Consider the following 15,228-nt stretch of genomic DNA (forward strand, 5'->3'; position numbering starts at 1 on the left):
GAGTCCGGAGACGTCGACGGTGACCGTGCCCGCGTGTTCGGTGACGTGCCCCGGGATATGGAAGTGCCGGTCCCCTCCGGCGTGTTCAACGATGAACGCCCAGGTGTCCCGGTGCGCCTGAAGCGTGGCGGCGGAGATGCCCGCGGCTTTGCGGAGGAGCTCACGGTGCTCGCCGTCGGGGCTGTCCCGGCGCGAGGGCTCGTCGCCTGCCGGTACGGGGTCGGCGTGGACGGGCTGTACCGGCTGCGCCGGCTCTGCTGATGACCTGTCGCGGGTGAGGCTGTTGAGTGCCGCCCGGACGGCGACAAGCTCGGTGTTGATACTGGTGAGCGGGTCACGGATGGTGTCGTTGCCGCGAGCAAGACCGTCGCGGACGACGGCACGGATCTCCGCGAGTCCCGTGGTGACGGCCGCGGTGGCGTCCTGGCGGGCTTGGTCGGCGGCGTGCTGCTGGTCGGTGACCCGCTGGCTGAGTACCGCCAGTTCGGTCAGGACCTGGTGGAGCAGGTCACTGTTGTCGTTCCTCTTGCCGAAGATACCGAGGCTTGGCACGAACCCCCCTTTGTCCGGTTGAACTGAAAAGGGTGGCATGCATGGACAAGTCGACAAGTGCGCGAATTGGCCACGCCTCCACCCGTCCCGACGTGCGCGGTCAGTCCGCGTGCGGGTCCGGGGTTCGGCCCGGTCCGGAGAGGAACGCGAAGTCGCAGCCGGTGTTCGCCTGGGTGATCTGGTCGTTGTGGAGCGCGCCGTAGCCGCGCTCGTATCGGTTGGGCGGTGGTGTCCAGGCGGCTCTTCTGCGGCTCAGCTCCTCTTCCGTTACGTCGAGTCGGAGGCTGCGCGCCTCTACGTCGAGGGTGATCGGGTCCCCGGTGCGGACCAGGGCGAGCGGTCCGCCGACGTGTGACTCGGGGGCCACGTGCAGCACGCAGGTGCCGTAGCTCGTGCCGCTCATCCGGGCGTCGGAGATCCGCACCATGTCGCGCACCCCCTGCTTCAGCAGGTGGTCCGGAATCGGCAGCATGCCGTACTCGGGCATGCCGGGGCCGCCCTTGGGCCCGGCGCCCCGCAGCACGAGCACGCTGTCGGCGGTGATGCCGAGGTCCGGGTAGTCGATGGTGCGCCGCATGGTCCGGTAGTCGTCGAACACGACGGCCGGTCCTGTGTGCCGCAGCAGGCGCGGCTCGGCGTTGATGTGCTTGATCACCGCGCCGTCGGGGCACAGGTTGCCGCGCAGCACGGCGAGCCCGCCCTCGGCCGCGACCGGCTCGGCCCGCGGTCGGATCACGTCGTCGTCGTGGACGCGCGCGCCCGCGAGCTGCTCGCGCAGCGTCTCGTGCGCCACGGTGGGCCGGTCCAGGTGCAGCAGGTCGGGGATGCGGGAGAGGAACCCCGGCAGGCCGCCCGCGAAGTGGAAGTCCTCCATCAGATACGTGTCGCCGCCGGGGCGGACGTTGGCGAGGACCGGCACGGTGCGGGCGATGCGGTCGAAGTCGTCGAGCGTGAGCCGGACCCCGGCGCGCCCCGCCATCGCGATCAGATGGATGACGGCGTTGGTCGAGCCGCCCAGGCCGACGACGGTGGTGACCGCGTCGGCGAAGGCGTCCGCGGTCAGGAGGTCCGACAACCTCCGGTCGCGGTGGACGAGTTCGACGATGCGCAGGCCGCTGGCCGCCGCCATGCGGTCGTGCTCGGAGGCGACGGCGGGGATGGACGAGGCGCCGGGCAGCGTGACGCCGAGGGCTTCCGCGGCAGCGGTGAGCGTGGCGGCGGTGCCCATCGTCATGCAGTGCCCGGGCGAGCGCGCAAGCCCGTTCTCCAGCTCGGTCAGCTCGCAGTCGCCGATCAGCCCGGCCCGCATGTCGTCCCAGTACTTCCACATGTCGGTGCCGGAGCCGAGGGTCTCGCCGCGCCAGCGGCCGGGCAGCATGGGTCCCGCAGGGACGAACACGGTCGGCAGGTCGACGGAGGCCGCGCCCATGAGCAGCGCGGGCGTCGACTTGTCGCAGCCGCCGAGCAGCACCGCGCCGTCCACCGGATAGGACCGCAGCAACTCCTCGGTCTCCATGGCGAGGAGGTTCCGGTAGAGCATGGGCGTGGGCTTCTGGAAGGTCTCGCTCAGCGTGGCGACGGGGAACTCCAGCGGGAAGCCCCCCGCCTGCCACACCCCGCGCTTGACCGCCTGCGCCCGGTCGCGCAGATGGACGTGGCACGGGTTGATGTCCGACCAGGTGTTGAGGATCGCGACGACCGGCTTGCCCAGGTGCTCCTCGGGCAGATAGCCCAGCTGACGGGTGCGGGCACGGTGGCTGAAGGAGCGCAGGCCCGACGAGACGCCACTGCCGTACCACTGGTGGCTGCGCAGCGACTCGGGAGCACGGATCGGGGTCGTTCCGTGGGTCATTCCGTGGGTCGTTCCGCGAGCCGGTCCGTCGGTCACAGGGCCCACCCCGCGGCGATCGCGGCGACCTCGGCGCGCCGCTCCTCCGGCAGCGGCCGGCTGGGCGGCCGCACCTCCCGGCGGCACAGGCCGAGTGACGCGAGGGCCTCCTTGACCACGGCGACGTTGTTCGCGGAGGCGTCGGCGGCACGCAGCTCCTCGAAGGGGCGGATCCGCTCCCACACCTTCATCGCCGCCGGGTAGTCACCGCTGCGCAGCGCCGCGAGCATGGACAGCGAGAGGCGGGGGCTCACGTTGACGAGCCCCGAGGTGAAGCCCGTCGCGCCCGCCGAGAAGTACGAGGGCGCGTACGGCTCGGCGAGCCCGGCCACCCACACGAAGCGGTCCAGGCCCGCGTCCCGCGCGAAGGCGGCGAACCGGGCCGCGTCCGGGACCGCGTACTTCACGCCCACGACATTGGGGCAGCCGTCGGCGAGTTCGGCGAGCCGCGCCCCGGGGATGAGGGGATTGCGCACGTACGGGACGACGCCAAGGTCGGGCACGGAATCGGCGATCGCCCGGTGGTAGTCGACCCAGCCCGCTTCCGCCACGTACGGGTGCACGGGCTGATGGACCATCACCATCTGTGCCCCGACGTCGCGGGCGTGCCGGGCGGCGGCCTTCGCGGTGGCCAGATCGTGCCCGACCCCGACGAGGACGACGCCCCGCTCCCCCGCCTCCGCGACGGTCACCTCCGTGACCAGGCGCCGTTCTTCGGGCGTGAGCGCGTAGAACTCGCCGGTGTTGCCGTTGGGCGTCAGCGTGCGCACGCCGCCGTCGAGCAGCCGGCGCAGCAGGGCCCGGTAGGCGCCCTGGTCGACGGCACCCTGCGCGGCGAAGGGGGTCACCGGGATGGCCACCACGTCGGCGAGTGCGGCCCGCTGCGTCTCGTACGTCCTCTGAGTCTCGTACGTCCTCTGCGTCTCGTACGCCATCACGCCCGCCCTCCTTCCTCGCCCGCCACGCGGACAGCCCGCGCTTCCTCGTCCGCCGCGGGGAAGGCTCGCCCCACGAACGACGCGATGTGTGCGTGCAGGGCCCGCGCCGCGCCGTCCCCGTCGCCCTCCAGGGCGAGCCGCAGGATCTCGCGGTGCTCGTCCGCCTCCCGTTCCCAGGACGGCTCGGCGGCCCAGGCGACGGTGGAGACCAGGGCGGCCTGGTCCCGCACCTCGTCGAGCATCCGCCCGAGCAGCGGGTTGCCGCACGGCAGATACAGGGCGCGGTGGAACTCCCGGTTGGCGAGGGAGCGTTCGGCGGTGTCCGCGGCCGCGTCGGCGCGGGCCAGCGCGTCCCCCGCAGCGGCGAGCGAGGCGCCGCGCCGCACCGTCCGCCGCAGCGCCTCCGGCTCGAGGAGCAGCCGCACGTCGTACACCGCACGCGCCATGTCCGCGTCCACCCTGCGCACCGCGGCGCCCTTGTACTGACTCATCACCACGAGCCCCGTGCCGGCCAGCGTCTTCAGCGCCTCCCGCACGGGGGTCTTGGACACCCCGAACCGCTCGGCGAGCTCGGTCTCCACCAGGGCCTGCCCCGGACGCAACTCCCCCGTGAGGATCCGGTGCTTGATCGCGTCCTGGACGAACTGGGTGCGGGAGGGGATCGGTACGGGAACGGAGGTCATGTGTGCCTCTCGGATCTCGCGTATCACGTCTCGTATATGACGTACGACGCCGACGCGTCGAAGGTAGGAGGAGGGCGGCGATGGGTCAACGCTTCTGACAGAGAAAAGGGGTGCCGTACGGTTGGTTCATGATCGACAAATCGACCACACCCCTGCGGGTCCTGTTCTGCATCGGGGTGACCCAGGACTTCTTCTCCGCCCGTGCCGATGAGCGGGCCGAGGTGGCGCGCGTGCTGCCGGACGCCTTCGGCGGGCTCGGCGAGCGGTTCGGGCTCACCGTGCTCGGGACCATGGACGACGACCAGTTGATGGTGGGGGCGTCCGCCGCGTACCCCTGGACCTCGTACATCCTCGCCGACGCGCCGGATCTCACGGCCGTCGCGCGCGTGTGCTCCATCATCCGTGACGCGCCCGTGGGCGAGCACCAGCTGTGGCGGTATCTGCGCATCGAGGCCCGGGTGGGGCGGGAGTTGTTCTTCGGCAATGAGTGACTCGCCCGTTGCCGCGGACTTCGCCGGGCGCACCGTGCTCGTCACGGGTGCCGCTCAGGGCCTGGGCGCGGCCATCGCCCGCTCCTTCCACGCACAGGGTGCCCGCGTGGCCCTCCTGGACTTCGATTCCGCCACCAACGAAGAGACCGCCCGCTCCCTCGACCCGGACGGCGGGCGCGTGCTGCCCGTCACCGCGGACCTCGGCGACCTGGAGCAGGTGCGGGCCGCACAGCAGGCCGTCGTGGACCGGTGGGGCGGTGTCGACGTACTCGTCAACAACGCCGCCCGCGCCCCGATGAGCAGTCTGTGGGAGATCACTCCGGAGGAGTGGGACGGGGTCTTCCGGACCAATCTCACCGGCACGTTCTTCCTCACGCGGGCGGTCGCGGAGGACATGCGCCGCCGGGCGCGCGGCGGACGGATCGTCAACATGGTGTCGGTCGCCGGGCAGACCGCCCGGCCCACCGCGCCGCACTACGGCGCGTCCAAGGCGGGTCTGATCGCGCTGACCCGGGTCTTCGCGACGGAGCTCGCCGCCGACGGCATCACGGTGAACGCCGTCGCGCCCGCGATGATCGACACGCCGATGGTCCGCACGGTCGGCGAGGAGAAGCTGGCGGAGATGACCCGGCGCGTGCCGGTGGGGCGCATCGCGGACCCGCAGGAGGTGGCGGACCTGGTGCTCTATCTGGCCGGCGAGCGGGCCGGGTTCATCACCGGCGCCACGTACGACATCAACGGCGGGGTCCTTATGCGCTGACGCCCGGCGCTTGCCCGGCGTGCGGACGACGCACGCAGGACGCGCGGACGACATGCGGTTGCCGCCCGTGCACGGGCACGGGCGGCAACCCTTCTCATGAGGTCAGGCCATCGGGACAGGGACCGGTCGGCTCGGCGCTCTCCCGCGTGACGCTCACCTCTGGCACGGCGGCGGTCAGATCTCGACTTCGAGGCAGACCAGGCGCTGTTCCTTGCGTGCGGTGAGGGCCGCCGCCCACAGCGACTGGGCGAACGGCGGGATCAGCGAGGTCCCGATCCGGTCGGGGGCGACGAAGCCGTACTTGCCCACGCCGCCCTCCTGCACGCGGATCGAGCGCCGCTGCTTCGCGCTCACCACTCCGGCGTCGAAAATGTAGTAGACGCGCGGCATCTGACCGCCGGTGTCGACCCAGGCGACCACCAGCAGGTCGCCGACCTGGACGTCGAGACCCAGTTCCTGACGGATCTCACGAGCGCAGGCGAGGCTCGGGCTCTCCTCTCCATCGATATGGCCTCCCGGGAGGTTCCAGTACGCCGTGTACACCGGGTTGACCATGAGCACATCACCGTGTTCATCGGTGATGATTGCCCCCGCCGACGCGGCGAGGGGCGGTGCGACAGTATCCATGGCATCTTCCTGACTTAGCCAAGACATGACGTGAGCACCAGCGAAAGGGGCTCGGGCAAGCCCCCCTGGGCTCATAGGCGTACACCTGGTGATAAAGCGGACCGGCAGTCGCCTCCCGTGCGCGGACCCCTTCTCGGGGCCGTCGCCGCGGGCCATGACCTGTTGCTATGGAACAGCCCGGCGTCATGTCCACTGGACATGCCACCGGGCCACGCGCGGAGAACCCGTCTACCTCTCCCGGTGCCCCCACACCGGGAATCAAGCGGACACGGGGCGTTCCGAGCGTGTCGGACCGAAACGACCGTTCTGCGGTGCGGGACTTCGCACCGCGGACAGGGCGCGACAGCTGCCGCACTCGTGGCCACCCTCGACGGGCTCGAAGGCGCCACGCGCTGCCGCGGCCTGTTCATCGTTCCTCCCCCGGCTCCGTGGTCCTGCCGAACCACGGGGTCATGGATCACCTGGTGCACCAGTCGTTCCACTCGCGGGCCGACCAACCCCACAACGCGACGCGGGCGGGCGTGCCCTCCAGAACACCGCAGCTCGGCGCCGTCGCCGACTGAGGTGCCGCAGAGTCGGGTGGCTGCTCACCGACGCCTCCCACCCCCATGCGGGAAGCCCCGGAAACAGGCCGTGAAACGAATGGAACCAACGGGCAGGCGTCGCTCGCCGTCAGAGCCAACCTGCCCCCCGGCTCTGGCGTGAGACAGATCCTGATGCAATATCACACGCGGTGTCAACGATTGAGAACGACGCATGTCACACGCATGTCGTTCTTCTGTTCGTCCGCGGTGCGCCCCGGCAGCCCGCGCGCGCCCGCCCGCAACGCGCGTAGCACGGCGGCGACCTCCGCCGCTATGCCTCCCGGCCGGGCCCCCTGACCTCCGGATTGCGCTGCCGCATCAGCTTCACCACTTCGTCGAGGGCGGGGAGAAGATCACGCAGCGTGTCGATCTGTGCGCCGTCCCCCGTGCTGCGCAGCGCCACGGAGCGGGCACCCAGCTCCTGCAGCACCGCCCGCGTCGCGAGCTTCGGCAGGTCCTCGTTGACCATGCGGCGCAAGTACGCGACGAGCGCCGCCCCTTCCGTGCGGGAGCAGAAGCCCTCCGGTACGCCGAAGAACAGCTCCAGGCGGGCCGCGTGGTCGTGGTTGGCGCCGCGCTCGCCGTTGAGCAGGTTCGACACGTGCTGCGCGGAGATGCCCGTCGCCCGGGAGATCTCCCGCAGCCCGTACGGCTCCTTGCCCGTCGGCGTCGCCTTCAGACGGGTGCGCTGCAGGAAGCGCAGGCGCTGTTGGAACAGCGCCTTGCGGAAGCCCTCGCGCGCGTACTTCTCGCGCGGCTCCTCCTCCGGGGGCTCGCCCGCGAGCAGGGCGCGCACCCGGGCGGGCTCGATGCCCGTCGTGCGGGAGATGAGCGTGACGTCCAGGAGACGGCCGCGGGACGTCCCCAGGCGCCGGGCGTAGGCCTCGACGTCGTCGAGGAGGCGGGCGATCTCGTGTGCAGGCGCCGGTTGGTGGTCGACTGCGTTCACCTGAAGGTCTCCATGGGGCCACCGAACTCGTTGGGCGTCCCTGAGCGTAGCCACCTCGACCGACCCCGGCCAGCGGTGTCCTCAATTGTTGACACGCAACCTGCGCGTGCATCAGGATCTGCGCGTGATCGGCTCGGGGTCCATGCGCCCGATCGCGGCGGTACGGGCCTGCTCCTCCCGGTGCCCGACCGAGCACCGCGATCCCCGCCGTGGCACCGCGCCGGCCGCCGACGACCAGGCCGTCAACTCCCGCCCGCCGCCCGCCCGCCGCCCGCCCTCCGTCCGCCCCGGAACCCGATGCGATGACCCCCACACCTGCCTCTGCCCCTCCTGCCTAAGGCCCTTGATGGATCTCGCGCACCCCTTGCTCCGCCTCGACGAGTACGCCACCGACGTGCCCGCGGAGGGCCACCGCATCCGTGCCCTGGGACCCCTGATCCCGGTGGAACTGCCGGGACCGGTGCGGGCGTGGGCCACCGCCGACCACTCCACCGCCAACGAGGTGTTCCGGCACCAGGGGTTCCGCAAGAACCCGCGCCACTGGGCGGCGTACGCGAACGGCGAACTCCCCGACGGCTGGCCCCTGCTGCGGCTCATCACCGTCGCCGGCATGCTCACCATGGACGGAGCCGACCACCGGCGGCTCAGCTCCCTGGTCAACAGGGCGTTCACCCCCCGCAGGGTGGCCCGGCTCCGGCCCCGCGTCGAGGAGCTCACCGCCGGGCTCGTCCGCGACCTCGCCGAACGCGCCGCCGAGGCCCCGGCGGCACCCGTCGACCTGCGGCAGCGGTTCGCCTTCCCGCTGCCCATGGCCGTCATCTGCGAGCTGTTCGGCCTCACGGACCCGGCCGGCCGACAGCGCCTGGCCGACCACTACGGGGCGCTGCACGACAGCCGCACCACCCCGGCCCGCGCCCAGGAGGCCGACGCCGGCATCCAGGAGGTGATCGACGCCCTCATCGCGTCCAAGCGCGCCCGGCCCGGCGACGACCTCACCTCCGCGCTGCTCGACGCGCACGGCGGCGAGGAAGCCCGGCTCGGCGCCCGGGAGTTGAGCGAGACCCTGTTCCTGTTCCTCTTCGCCGGCCACGAGACCAGCCAGAACCTCATCACCAACGCCGTACGCGGCCTCCTGGAGCACCCCGGTCAGCTCGCCCTCGCGCACGACGGGGCCGCGGGCACCGACTGGTCCGGTGTCGTCGAGGAGACGCTGCGCCGGGACTGCCCGGTGCACACCGTGATGTTCCGCTACGCCGCCGCGGACGTGGACGTGCCGGGCACCAGGGTGACCGTACGGGCGGGCGAGCCCGTCCTGGTCTGCCTGGCCGCCACGGGGCGCGACCACGGCCGGTTCGGGCCGGACGCCGACGCGTTCGACGTGACCCGCGAGGACGCCGACCAGCACCTCGCCTTCGCCCGGGGCGCGCACTACTGCGTGGGCGCGCCGCTGGCCCGGATGGTGGCGGGAACCGCGCTGCACGCGCTGTTCCACGCCTTCGACATGGCGCTGACGGATCGGGACGCGCTGGTTCCGCTGCCGAGTTACGCGTCCAACTCCGTGCGGTCGCTGCCGGTCAGGCTCTCCGCGCGGGCGGCGGTCACGCCCGGCCAAAGGCGCCGGTCGAGCATCTGGTGAGGCTTCGTCGGTGGTCTGGCGAGGCCTCGGCGGTGGTCTGGCGAGGCTTCGGCGGTGAGGTGGTGAAGCCTTCGATCCGCTCTCTGGTGAAGCCTTGCATCCGCAACCTGGCGAAGCCGTGAATCCACCGCTCCTCCCGGGGCGTTGCAGGCGACACGGGCCCCCGGAGCCGCGCCCGACCCGCTTGATAGTGTCTCTGCGCATGTCGGCCTGCACACACCGTCACGTAGGGAGCGTGGAGCGTGCCCGCCACGTCATGGCACCGCCCGCGCCTGACCTCCGCGGTCGACGCCGCCGCCCGTGCCCGGACCGCCGTGCGCAAGCACCGCGCCTGGGCCAGGGCCCGCCGCCGGGCCACCCGCATCATCCGCGTGGACCTCGGACTGCGCCCCGGCCAGGGCCTCCAGGACCTGATCGACGCCGTCGCGCGTGAGCGCCAACGCCCGATCACCGTGCTGCGCCTGGCGCTTCCGCCCCATGTGAGCGGATTCTGCGTCCAGGGACAGGACAAGGACACCGTCGTCGTCACCGCCAACACCAGCGAGCGGCAGGGCCTGCACGTCCTGCTGCACGAGCTGTACCACCTGCTCCGCGGGGCCCCGGCCGCCGACGACGCCCTGCCCGTCGCCGCCTGCGACCTGCTCGGCCTCGGCACGCTCACCGACCAGATGCCCTCGCTGCCCGCCGACGTCGTGCACGAAGTCCTCTCCCGCCCCGCCCAGTTGCGGACCGGGTACGAGGAGGACGAGGAGTGGTCGGCGGAGGTCTTCGCCACGATCGGCCTGCTGATGCTGTCCCTGGACGACGGTGGCAGCCGCACGGGGTCGCTCACCTCGGCCTTCGCCAACCGTTGGTCGGACGTCTGATGGGGTCCGCGCTGTTCACCGTGGTCAACCTGACCATCGCCGCGGGCACGTTCGTCCTGTGCGTCTCCAAGGCCCTCGCGGCCCGCCACGAGCCCGACCTCACGCTCAAGCTCACGGCCTCGGTGCTCGCGCACGCCGCGGTGATCTTCCTGCTCGCCGCCCCGGCCGTCTACCGGCCCGTCGGCGCGGCCCTCGGCTCCCCCAACCTGCCCGCCCTGCTCATCAACTGCGCGACCCTGCTGTGCGTCGCCCACGCCCACCTGATGACACAGCTGTGGCACCCGGCGCGCAGCACCCCCCGCGTGCTGCGCCGCGCCGTCCTCACCTGGACGCCGCTCTACGCGGGCGCGATCGCCGCCATGACCGTCCTCTACGTCCGGGCGGACCTGTCAGGACCCGCACGCCCGATCCGCTTCGCCGCCGCCTACGCGCACGTGCCGCAGGTCGTCGCGCTCCAGCTCGTCTACCTGACGGCCCTGATCACCGGCGTCGTCGCGACCCTGCTCCAGTGCCGGGGCCTGATCGCCCCCTCCCCCGGGCCCACGGCTGCGGAGCAGGGGGTTCGCCCTCCGCCCGAGGGCTCCGGCGCGCTGGCCAAGGACCTGCACCGGTCCGTGGCCTGGTTCGCCGTCGCGCTCGCCCTCGACCTCGCACACGTCGTCTGCTCCCTGACCGCCATGTTCCACGCGGTCGGCGGCGACCACGGCCTCGACCACCTCGCCGACTGCGCCTGGCTCGCGACCATCGCCAGCGGACTCGCCGCCAACCACGGCCTGGGCCGCCTCACGGTCACCGCACGCCGCGAGGAGCGCCGCGACTACCAGACCCTGCGTCCCCTGTGGCGCACCGTGGTCCGCGCCAACCCCCAACTGGTGCTGGCCCCCGGGCTCCTGTGGAGCGGCTGGGACACGCGCATCGCCCTGTCCCGCAAGCTCGTCGAGATCCGCGACGGCGCCCGCAGCCTCAGCCCGTGGATGAGCGACGCGCCCGCCCGCGCCGTGGCGCACCTGGCCCGCGGCGACGGCGGTTTCACCGCGGCGGACGTGGTGGCGGCCCAGGCCGCGGCGACCCTGCTGTACGCCGCCGGGGCGCGCGGGGACGGCGAGCCGCCCGCGGACATCCGTCTCGCGGCGCTGCCCGGGGAGGACGTCCCCGCCGCCGCGGAGCGCGCGCACCTCGTGCTCGTCGCCCGGTACCTCAGCCATCCGGTCGTCACCGAGGCGGTCGCGCTCGTCCGGCGGGACCCGGCGGCGTACGACGTCACGGCGCGCCGGTGAACAACGGGACGAGCCGGCGACAGGACCCCGGTCACGGCCTCTCGGTGACGGCCGCGTCCAGGAGCGGGCCGAGCTCCTGGACCACCGTCGTCAGCGCGCGTACGTCCCGCTCGGCGCGGGCGATGAGCAGTGCCCCCTCGACCGCGCTGATCATGAGCGTGGCCAGGGCGTCGGCCCGGCCCGCCGGGACGCCCATGTCCGTGAGCGCCCGGGCCACCGGCCGCGTCCAGCGGGCGAACGCCTCCGCCGCGGCGGTCCTGGTGGACTCGGCGGTGTCCCCGCAGTCCACGACGGCCGCGGCCACGGGGCAGCCCGTCGTGGCGCCCGGCGCCGCCTGGAGCTCGTCGGTCCACTGCCGCACCATCTCCGCGAGCAGCCCGCTCGGCGTGGGCTCCGGCAGCGCGTCGAGGAACCGGGCGACGCGCTTGGCCGCGTAGGTCCCGCCCCACTCCACGGCCTCGTTGACCAACTGCTCCTTGCCGCCGGGGAAGTAGTGCTGGAGCGAGCCGCGCGGCGCCCGCGCGTGGGTGACGACGTCCCGCAGCCCGGTGGCGGCGACGCCGTGACGGCGCATCAACTGGGCCGCGCTGAACACCATGCGCTCACGCGGCCCTCGCTCGGACCCCATTGTCGGCCTCCCAGGTCGTACGGTGCGTGGCTCGCACCTTCCATGGCGCGCGGCCTTCGCGGGTCGCGGCCCAGGTCAGCTTAGGCAGCCGCATTCCCCGTGCCGGGCGCCGCGTCGCGGGCTACTATGACGAGTGTCATAGAAGACGAGGTCGATGGCGCATCGAGTGGGCCAGAGGCGGGGTGTGCAGTGGACGTGGGATTCCTGGGGCTCGGTGTCATGGGGCAGCCCATGGCGCTCAATCTGGCCCGTTCCGGCGCAGAGCTGATCGTCTGGAGCCGCACCGCCGCCAAGGCCGAGCCCCTGCGCGCCGCGGGGGCGCACGTGGCGGCGGGACCCGGCGAGGTCCTGGAGAAGGCGCCCGTCGTCCTCCTCATGCTGGCCGACGGCGCCGCGATCGACGCCACGCTCGGCCGCGGCACCCGGGAGTTCGCGGCGCGGGTCGCCGACCGCGTCGTCGTGCACATGGGGACGACGTCGCCCGCGTACTCCCGCGGGCTCGAGGCGGACATACGCGCGGCGGGCGGGCGGTACGTGGAGGCGCCCGTGTCCGGCTCCCGCACACCCGCCGAGGCCGGGCGGCTCGTGGCGATGCTGGCGGGCGAGGCGTCGGCGGTGGAGACGGTACGGCCGCTGCTGCGGCCCCTGTGCCATGAGGCGTTCGTGTGCGGCGACGTGCCGAACGCGCTGACGATGAAGCTCGCGGTGAATCTGTTCCTGATCACGACGGTCACCGGGCTCGCCGAGTCGTTCCACTTCGCCGAGCGGCAGGGCCTCGACCCGCGGCAGTTCCTGGCCGTCCTCGACGCCGGGCCGATGGCGAGCGGCGTGTCCCGTATGAAGGCGCCCAAGCTCCTGGAGCGCGACTTCGCCGTCCAGGCCGCCGCCCGGGACGTCCTGATGAACAATCAGCTGGTCGCCGACGCGGCCCGCGCCTCCCAGCTCGCCTCGCCGCTCCTGGACGTCTGCCACCGGCTCTTCGCCGACACGGTGGAGCTGGGGCACGGTGGCCTCGACATGGTGGCGGTGCTGCACGCGATCGAGGCGCGGACGGACCGCACGGCGCCCCCGGAGCAGCGGGCCGACCGCACGGCGCCCCCGCGGTGAGGGTCAGCGCACCAGGCCGCCCAGGATGCCCACCCCCTCCGCGATGTCCGTCGGCGTGCTGGCCGCGTACCCGAGGACCAGGCCGGGCCCGTACGGGCGCTGGGTGTGCCAGGACAGGGGCTGGACCTTCACGCCGTGCTCCAGGGCAGCCGTCGCGAGGGCCATGTCGTCGCCGACGGTGCCGTCCTCGAAGGTGACCATCAGGTGCAGGCCCGCCGCGGCGCCGTGGACGACGGCGCCCGGGAGGTGGGCCGCGATGGCCTCGATCATGGTGTCGCGGCGGACGCGATGGCGTTTGCGCAGGAAGCGGAGGTGGCGCTCCAGCTCGCCGGACTCCATCAGGTGGGCGAGGACCAGCTGCGGGAGTGCCGCGTTGCCGAGGTCGGCGAAGCGCTTGGCGTCGGCGAGGGCGCCCAGATGGCGGCGGGGCGCGAGCAGCCAGCCCACGCGCAGCGCGGGGGCGAGGAGCTTGGAGACGCTGCCCGCGTAACAGACGTGGTCGGCGAGCGTGGACCGCAGGGCCGGGACGGGGGGCCGGTCGTAGCGGTGCTCGGCGTCGTAGTCGTCCTCGATGATCAGGCCGCCGTCGCGCGTCCAGTCGGCGAGTTCGCGGCGCCGGACGCCGTCGAGGACGACGCCCGTCGGGAACTGGTGGGCCGGGGTCAGCAGGACGGCCGGGGCGCCGGTGGCGCGCAGCTCGTCCACGCGGATGCCCCGGGCGTCCACCCGGACCGGCGGTGTCCTGAGCCCTGAGTTGTGCAGATGCTGGCGCAGGCCGAGGGAGCTCGGGTCCTCGATGGCCACGTCCGCGACGCCCTCCGCGTGCAGCAGGGTCGCGAGCAGGCCGAGCGCCTGGGCGGTGCCGGCGACGATCAGGACCTCGTCCGGGTCCGCCGCGATCCCCCGGTTGCGGGCCAGCCACCGGGCGACGGCACGGCGCAGCGCCGGGGTGCCACGGGGGTCGCCGTACCCGAAGTCCGAGGGCACCAGGTCGGCGAGCACGGACCGCTCTGCCCGCAGCCAGGCCGCGCGGGGGAACGCGGCGAGGTCGGGCAGGCCCGGCGACAGGTCGATGCGGGCGGGCGCGGCGCGCAGGGCGTCGAAGACGTCGGTGGCGTCCGGGTCCGAGAACAGGGCGCGGCCGGGCGACGCACCGTCAGGACTCCCCATACCGGTGCTCCCCGTACCGGTGCTCCCCGTACCGGTGCTCCCCGTGCCGATGCTCCGCGCACCGAGGCCTGTCGGGCGCCTCAAGGGCACGGCCACCACGACCGTTCCGCCCCTCCCCCGCCCCGCCACGTGCCCGTCCTCCGTCAGGCGCCGGTACGCCTCGGTCACCACGCCCCGGGACACGCCGAGCTCCGCGGCGAGCACCCGGGTCGCGGGCAGCCTGCTCCCCACCGGCAGCAGGCCCTCCGCGACCGCGCGCCGGATCTGCCGCGCCAGCCAGTCGGCCATGCCGCCCTTCGGGGCCTCGGCGGTGTTCAGCTGCAGAAAATCGGAGGCGGAGCCCGGGACCGATGCCGCAACGGAACCCGAGGCAGAACCCGAGTCAGCCGTTATGGACCTGTCGAAAGGAGATCCATTGGACCTGTTCATGGATCCATTGTCGCGCCAGAGTCAAGGCATGGAGTTTCTGCTGACCTCGCTCGTCATCACCGCGACGCCGGGCACCGGGGCCCTGTACACGATCGCGGCCGGTCTCTCGCGAGGCGCCCGCGCCAGTCTCGTCGCGGCCTTCGGCTGCACCCTCGGCATCATTCCGCACATGCTGGCCGCGATCACGGGCCTCGCCGCGCTCCTGAACGCCAGCGCGGTGGCGTTCCAGACGCTCAAGTACCTCGGAGTGGCGTACCTCCTCTACATGGCGTGGAACACGCTGCGCGACAAGAGCGCGCTCACCGCCGAGCGCGACAGCGCGCCGCGCTCGGCGCGCGACGTGATCGTGAACGCCGTCCTGGTCAATCTCCTCAACCCGAAGCTCACGCTGTTCTTCTTCGCGTTCCTGCCGCAGTTCGTGCACGACGACGACCCGCACGCGCTGCTGCGCATGACCGAACTCAGCCTGTACTTCATGCTGTTGACGTTCGTCGTGTTCGCCGCGTACGGGAAGTTCGCCGCGGCGATGCGGGACCACGTCATCACGCGTCCCCGGGTGGTGGCCTGGCTCCGGCGCGTCTTCTCGGGCGCGTTCGCCGCGCTCGCCGCCAAACTGGCCTTCTTCTGACCGTCGCTCCCGACG

At 72.7% G+C, this 15,228-nt stretch carries 14 protein-coding genes and 1 pseudogene; 7 read left to right on the forward strand and 8 right to left on the reverse strand.

Features of this window, described 5'->3' with window-relative positions; all coding sequences use genetic code 11:
* The 4 genes and pseudogenes from ACFWZ5_RS25160 to ACFWZ5_RS25175 all read right to left on the reverse strand — a co-directional run.
* Positions 1-552 (reverse strand): annotated as a pseudogene (locus tag ACFWZ5_RS25160) (hypothetical protein); the annotation flags it as partial.
* A gap of 100 nt (positions 553-652) precedes the next feature.
* Positions 653-2,404 (reverse strand): L-arabinonate dehydratase, encoded by a 1,752-nt coding sequence (gene araD / locus ACFWZ5_RS25165; RefSeq protein ID WP_384788077.1) that lies wholly within the window; start codon positions 2,402-2,404, stop codon positions 653-655.
* A gap of 32 nt (positions 2,405-2,436) precedes the next feature.
* Positions 2,437-3,375 carry a dihydrodipicolinate synthase family protein gene (locus tag ACFWZ5_RS25170; RefSeq protein ID WP_384788074.1) on the reverse strand — a complete coding sequence of 313 codons (939 nt, stop codon included), beginning with the start codon at positions 3,373-3,375 and terminating at the stop codon, positions 2,437-2,439.
* Positions 3,375-4,061 (reverse strand): GntR family transcriptional regulator, encoded by a 687-nt coding sequence (locus tag ACFWZ5_RS25175; RefSeq protein WP_384788071.1) that lies wholly within the window; start codon positions 4,059-4,061, stop codon positions 3,375-3,377. The genes ACFWZ5_RS25170 and ACFWZ5_RS25175 overlap by 1 nt, the downstream gene beginning before the upstream one ends.
* A 128-nt stretch (positions 4,062-4,189) precedes the next feature.
* Between ACFWZ5_RS25175 and ACFWZ5_RS25180 the strand changes: the two genes are divergently transcribed.
* Positions 4,190-4,552 carry a hypothetical protein gene (locus ACFWZ5_RS25180; RefSeq protein ID WP_384788068.1) on the forward strand — a complete coding sequence of 121 codons (363 nt, stop codon included), beginning with the start codon at positions 4,190-4,192 and terminating at the stop codon, positions 4,550-4,552.
* A complete protein-coding gene (locus ACFWZ5_RS25185; protein ID WP_384788065.1) occupies positions 4,545-5,312 on the forward strand; it encodes an SDR family NAD(P)-dependent oxidoreductase in 768 nt (255 codons plus the stop codon). Before ACFWZ5_RS25180 ends, ACFWZ5_RS25185 begins: the two co-directional genes overlap by 8 nt.
* A 174-nt stretch (positions 5,313-5,486) precedes the next feature.
* Here ACFWZ5_RS25185 and ACFWZ5_RS25190 read toward each other — a convergent pair whose 3' ends face one another.
* Together ACFWZ5_RS25190 and ACFWZ5_RS25195 are read right to left on the reverse strand one after the other, a co-directional pair.
* Positions 5,487-5,939 carry an NUDIX domain-containing protein gene (locus ACFWZ5_RS25190; RefSeq protein ID WP_384788062.1) on the reverse strand — a complete coding sequence of 151 codons (453 nt, stop codon included), beginning with the start codon at positions 5,937-5,939 and terminating at the stop codon, positions 5,487-5,489.
* A gap of 855 nt (positions 5,940-6,794) precedes the next feature.
* Complete coding sequence (locus tag ACFWZ5_RS25195; protein ID WP_384788059.1) at positions 6,795-7,472, reverse strand: transcriptional regulator; 678 nt, start codon at positions 7,470-7,472, stop codon at positions 6,795-6,797.
* 346 nt (positions 7,473-7,818) lie between these two features.
* On the opposite strand from ACFWZ5_RS25195, the gene ACFWZ5_RS25200 reads away from it, so the two are divergent.
* From ACFWZ5_RS25200 to ACFWZ5_RS25210, 3 genes are all read left to right on the forward strand, one after another.
* Positions 7,819-9,108 (forward strand): cytochrome P450, encoded by a 1,290-nt coding sequence (locus ACFWZ5_RS25200; protein ID WP_384788056.1) that lies wholly within the window; start codon positions 7,819-7,821, stop codon positions 9,106-9,108.
* A 242-nt stretch (positions 9,109-9,350) separates the two neighbouring features.
* A complete protein-coding gene (locus ACFWZ5_RS25205) occupies positions 9,351-9,974 on the forward strand; it encodes a hypothetical protein (RefSeq protein ID WP_384788053.1) in 624 nt (207 codons plus the stop codon).
* Positions 9,974-11,251, forward strand: a complete 1,278-nt coding sequence (locus tag ACFWZ5_RS25210; protein ID WP_384788050.1) for a DUF6545 domain-containing protein — start codon at positions 9,974-9,976, stop codon at positions 11,249-11,251. Before ACFWZ5_RS25205 ends, ACFWZ5_RS25210 begins: the two co-directional genes overlap by 1 nt.
* A 31-nt stretch (positions 11,252-11,282) precedes the next feature.
* On the opposite strand, the gene ACFWZ5_RS25215 is transcribed toward ACFWZ5_RS25210, so the two are convergent.
* Positions 11,283-11,879 carry a TetR/AcrR family transcriptional regulator gene (locus ACFWZ5_RS25215; protein ID WP_384788048.1) on the reverse strand — a complete coding sequence of 199 codons (597 nt, stop codon included), beginning with the start codon at positions 11,877-11,879 and terminating at the stop codon, positions 11,283-11,285.
* 189 nt (positions 11,880-12,068) lie between these two features.
* Between ACFWZ5_RS25215 and ACFWZ5_RS25220 the strand changes: the two genes are divergently transcribed.
* Positions 12,069-12,986 carry an NAD(P)-dependent oxidoreductase gene (locus ACFWZ5_RS25220; protein WP_384788045.1) on the forward strand — a complete coding sequence of 306 codons (918 nt, stop codon included), beginning with the start codon at positions 12,069-12,071 and terminating at the stop codon, positions 12,984-12,986.
* A 3-nt stretch (positions 12,987-12,989) separates the two neighbouring features.
* Here the strand turns inward: ACFWZ5_RS25220 and ACFWZ5_RS25225 are convergent, their stop codons facing one another.
* Entirely contained in the window at positions 12,990-14,585 is a 1,596-nt protein-coding gene (locus tag ACFWZ5_RS25225; protein WP_384788042.1) for a PLP-dependent aminotransferase family protein, read from the reverse strand.
* 28 nt (positions 14,586-14,613) lie between these two features.
* Here ACFWZ5_RS25225 and ACFWZ5_RS25230 point away from each other — a divergent pair, with 28 nt between their 5' ends.
* A complete protein-coding gene (locus tag ACFWZ5_RS25230; RefSeq protein WP_384788039.1) occupies positions 14,614-15,213 on the forward strand; it encodes a LysE family translocator in 600 nt (199 codons plus the stop codon).
* Positions 15,214-15,228 lie beyond the last annotated feature (15 nt).

The sequence above is a fragment of the Streptomyces sp. NPDC059003 genome (assembly GCF_042740445.1).
Lineage (GTDB): Bacteria > Actinomycetota > Actinomycetes > Streptomycetales > Streptomycetaceae > Streptomyces.